Origin of the sequence: Microcoleus sp. AT3-A2, assembly GCF_036705685.1 — a bacterium.
In the GTDB taxonomy this organism is placed as follows: domain Bacteria; phylum Cyanobacteriota; class Cyanobacteriia; order Cyanobacteriales; family Microcoleaceae; genus Microcoleus.
Genome location: NZ_JAUBVF010000112.1, coordinates 1 through 4,698, shown reverse-complemented (window position 1 = coordinate 4,698; position 4,698 = coordinate 1). Strand labels below are relative to the sequence as shown.

The following is a 4,698-nucleotide window of genomic DNA, read 5'->3' as shown; positions in this document are numbered from 1 at the left end:
CACCTGGGCCATCGCCAAGACCCGCAAGTCGGAATCCTGCACCTGGGCCATCGCCAAGACCCGCAAGTCGGAATCCTCAGTCGGGGTCACCACCCGGGCAAACGCCAAATCGAAAAACACCTCCGAAAAATCCAACTCGGCAAACACAACCGACACCCGCCGATATTCGCAAGCACGAGCAAATCGCTTCTGAGGCCGTGCAGCGCCTTCAAAATACTAATGGTCAACTCAAAAACTACAATACTACCCGCATCCAAAAAACCGCGCAAGCACAGCAATTGAAGCCTGGTTACGATCGAAGGCTCAAAGCACCCATTAAGTTTAACGTTTACTTCGAGCCAAATACAGCTAATGCTGAACTGGATGGACGTTTAGGCTTCAAAGTAGTTATTGCGCCAAACACAACGGAAAAAAGTGGTTCGGTTCCCACCAAAAAACGAGATGATTATTTGGAGCCAGCAAGGCAATTCTTTGAAATGCGAGACTTCACAAGACGGGAGTTTCAAAACCAATTCGAGCTTAAACAATCAACCGCAGATTCCTATTTACAGCAATGGGCGGCACAAGGCGAGCTTGCTAAATATTCGTCAGGCACGAGTAAAGTAACATATTACAGCTTCGATCAGGAGAAAATACAAAAAGCGAGTTCTACGCAAAAAAGTGACTCAGTTTTTACTCAGAAGCTAAATGATTATTTGGAGCAAATTAGACGAGTATTTGAGATGCGAAGATTTACGAGAGAAGAGCTTCAAAAAGAGTTAAATATTGAGAAATCAACCGCAGCCAGATATTTAGCTATCTGGTTAGATGAAGGTCAAATTCATAAATACGCCACAGGCAGTCGTGACAAAGGAACACAATATACTTTCGATTCGGAAAAGGGGGGAGAACGAGATTACTCGGGGTACTTGGAGGAAGCAAAGCAAGTATTTGGAATGGAAAGATTTACAAGATCCGCCCTTCAGAAGCACTTCAAATTTCAAGAATATCAAGCACTAAATTGTTTAAATGAATGGATAAATGATCTTCATCTTTTTAAATATTCGTTAGGTAAAAGTGACTCATTAACAGAGTATACTTTCGACGAGAATAAGGGAGGAGACAGAGATTGTTTAGAGCAAGCAAAGATAGAATTTGGTATGCGAAGATTCAAAAGAGCAGAGTTTCAAAAGAAATTCCAGCTTGTAGAGGATACTGCGCTAAAACGTTTAAACAAATGGGTGGACGATGATGGTGTGCTTTTTCGATATTTGTCACGTCAGGGTGACAGATTCACACAGTACACTTTCGATCGCAATAAAGGGGGCATACGAGAAACTACGGGGGATAACCGCGTCATTTATGGATATAAAAACCCTGGTAAACATACTAAAGTAGGAGTACAAATATTGAGCAAAGGACTTCGAGCGGACTCTCCTCAGCCGATTCAAGCGACTAGCGCAGAATATCATAAAAAGATGGCAAGATACGATAGTAAGCGACCAGACTCCAAATACGAAAACTTTGGTTATGAATTAGCCTGCCTGGGTCATGGACCCGAAGGCGCATCGGATCATTGGAATAGAATCGGTCATACGCAAACTAAAGATCAGAATATGGAATGGAATAATAACCCCGACAATTATTGGGGACCGGAACATAAAGTTGAGTCCCAAGCCTCAAGTAGCAAAGCAGATGAATTCAAGCCTCCATCAAAAGAACGTGATAGCCATCCAAGCTGGTGGTCAAAGAATCCGTAAGATAGTTTGCATAATAGGGAAATAAATGAGCCAAAATAACTTTAACTCAAAAAAACTACAACCTCCCGAAATAGAAACAGCTATTCGCAGTATTTGGGGAGATATAGAGCAATGGTATCTCGATCGAGAACCCGAGAAACTTAACAGCTTATTAGAAGGAGCAACAGACGAACAAATCGCCGAATTTGAAACTAAGGTGGGCGTGCAGTTACCTGTCGATTACAAAGCTTCCCTCAAAATTCATAATGGATACGTTAATTTTCATTCGTGTACCTATACGAACTTAGCAGATGCTCACCATCGCTGGTCAATGATGACTGATGCTGCTGAAAGAGGCGTTTTCAATTTTTATCAAAATAAAGTAATAAACGCTGGTGGAGGAATCATTCAAAATACTTGGTGGCATCGAAATTGGATTCCGTTTGCAGCCGATATAAAAGGAAACTATTTTTGTCTGGACATGGCACCTGCTGTTAATGGAGAAACAGGGCAAATTATTTTTCATACTTCAGAGAGAGGTCCAGTAATTACCAAATATCAATCATTCATGGAATGGCTGGAAGCTTGTAGAGATCATCTTTATCGAGATATCAGGGTTTTAATTGGTGAAACTAACTCTCTACCAGACATCTCTGCTGCGTTTCGTGAAGTAGTAGGAACAAGCGCAAAAATCATGAAATTCCAGAAGGAGCAGGCTGACAGCCCCGAACCTGATGAGCTAGATATTCTGCTAATTTATGAGACAGAAGATGTTTACGAGGCAGAAAACGTTGCAATTGCAGATTTTGACTTTGCTGCTGTAACAACAGCAGGAATGAGTACCCGTGCTTTACCTGGACCTCATCCGTATATAGAATTAGGACTTTACGTGTATGGAGAATTCGCCATTGAAGAGGTAGAAGCTTTGGGACAGAAAATAGCCGAGCTAGCAATGATGGCTTTTCGAGAAGAAATTCATTTCGCTCCCGGCGTTTTACTTCGCAATGTATCGCTACCCATGTTCGATGGCACGAGCTGTGTCTTAATTGCCGATTGGTACATACCCACGCCAGAGTGGTTAGAACTTCCCAATCCACCGTTATTGCTGAAACTACTTCCACTTTACGAAAGTGAGGTGGATATTCTTGAGCAAATTGGAGTCCTTGGAATTCACAAACTTTTTCTAAAACAAAAGATCGAGTGGTCTCAGCGCGATCGCCGACCGCTAAAATTTAGCTTGTTGGAATTTAACTTGGTAAAATTTAAAAAACAGTTAATAAAAGATTTGTCTCTCAGGGATTTCGACCGCCATCCCGATGCAGCCGAGCTAGCCTTACTCCCAACACAAGAACGAGAAATTCACCAGACCGAGGAGCCAGAACAAACATCAATACCCGCAACTTCACCAAGTTTAGCTGGCACAAATATGGCAGAAAATATCTCTCGCTACCAACTCGATCGAGAAATAGTTTTAGCTCATTACCGCTCTGAGTGTGATTTTTGGGCTAACACCTTGGTTTTCGTTTATCAAAACGATCGAGTTGTAGATTGCCATTTGATCTTGAAAGCAGACAAAGAATTGTACCTTTATATTGAGGAAGAAGAAATATTCAACCTGACACCAGATTTTAGCACCCCTTTGTTTGGCACAGACTTGCTCGATGAAAACGAATGTATTGAGGAAGAAGAAATACTCAAACCGACACCAGATTTTAGCACCACTTTGTTTGGCACAGAATTGCTGGATGAAAACGACATCGAGTTAGAAATTAGGCTATCTCCCGATCTACTACCGCATCTATTAAGACACGCTCAAACTGTGGATGAAGCGGCAGCTTATATCCTTAAGTTGAGCGGTGAACAACCCCAACACCCATTAATAGCCAGCCAAAATTGGTTCTGCATGGAGGTCAAACAATCTTTTGAGCTAGAGTCCGGGCAAACATTTGAGTCAGTTTCCAAAAGTTATAGCACTTTTTGGTATTACCTAAGTTTATCAGATTTAACGATGGCGAAATCTAATGAAGAACAGTTTTCTCAGAGGTTACTCGATGAATACACTTGGTGGATCGAAGAAGGGAACGGGAGAATTCAAGATGCTAACGAGGAGGTAATCGATCGAGTAACTGAATTTTTCCAAATCGTAGCTATGAACATTCGATCGGCCGTCACAAATTTTGAAAACTTAGATGGTGAAATTTACCAGGCAGTTTTAAAGTTTTTTACAGACCAAGGTTTGCCCATCGATCCACCTCAAGGTCATGATTTTTTCTGGTTAGATGTTCAAACCTCAAATGGGAAATGGCGCGCTAGAGCCGAGATGAGCGAAAAAGAACAGAAATTTTTATTTTATTCAAGATATTTTTACCGAGTTCCAAAAAACAAAATAATAGAGATTGCCGAGTTATTGACGAGAGCCAATAATTACTTATCTCTTGGTAATTTTGAATTAGACTGGGTTCTTGGAGATATCCGCTACAGAACCAGTATATGCCTTCCGGGCATTTGGAGTTCAGGAAACCCGCTCAATCAAGAATTATTAAAGCATTTGGTTTACAGAAATCTAGCAACTGCGGACAAATACTTACCAGCAATTAAAGCTGTTCTAGAAGAAGACTTATCTCCCGAAGAAGCACTTGCTTTGATCAATACTTCGGACAGTTTTTGAATGAGAGCCTGAAAGTGCAATTTTACCCTTTGTATCCGAGCTTGACGAAAGCTTGAAACCTTGATTATACTGTTAGCGATTAAAAACTGTCCGAAGTGTTGTTTGATAGAAGCAGCAAATTAACAAAAGTATCGCCTACTTTAAGCCTTGAGACAGGTTCTTTAGATGCGATCGCATCCTCAGTCAGTCCTCAAATTCAGGCTCGTCGATCGACCCCCCAACCCAATCCTACAACTCCATCCGTACAGCGCGCCGTCAACGAAGACAAAACAGTCAGCACCCAACTCGAAAACCGCATCCAAAACGCCACAG

Annotated in this window: 4 protein-coding genes; all 4 read left to right on the top strand. The window is 41.7% G+C overall.

The window, feature by feature from the left end:
- The coding region (locus QUB37_RS28925) for a hypothetical protein (RefSeq protein ID WP_333168617.1) at positions 1-193 on the top strand (193 nt) is incomplete at its 5' end.
- 4 nt (positions 194-197) lie between these two features.
- Positions 198-1,739, top strand: a complete 1,542-nt coding sequence (locus tag QUB37_RS28920) for a hypothetical protein (RefSeq protein ID WP_333168616.1) — start codon at positions 198-200, stop codon at positions 1,737-1,739.
- A 25-nt stretch (positions 1,740-1,764) separates the two neighbouring features.
- Positions 1,765-4,386: an SMI1/KNR4 family protein gene (locus QUB37_RS28915; RefSeq protein ID WP_333168615.1), complete on the top strand. Its 2,622-nt coding sequence runs from the start codon at positions 1,765-1,767 to the stop codon at positions 4,384-4,386.
- A 95-nt stretch (positions 4,387-4,481) separates the two neighbouring features.
- Positions 4,482-4,698 (top strand): hypothetical protein (locus QUB37_RS28910; RefSeq protein WP_333168614.1); only part of this gene is annotated, 217 nt, incomplete at its 3' end.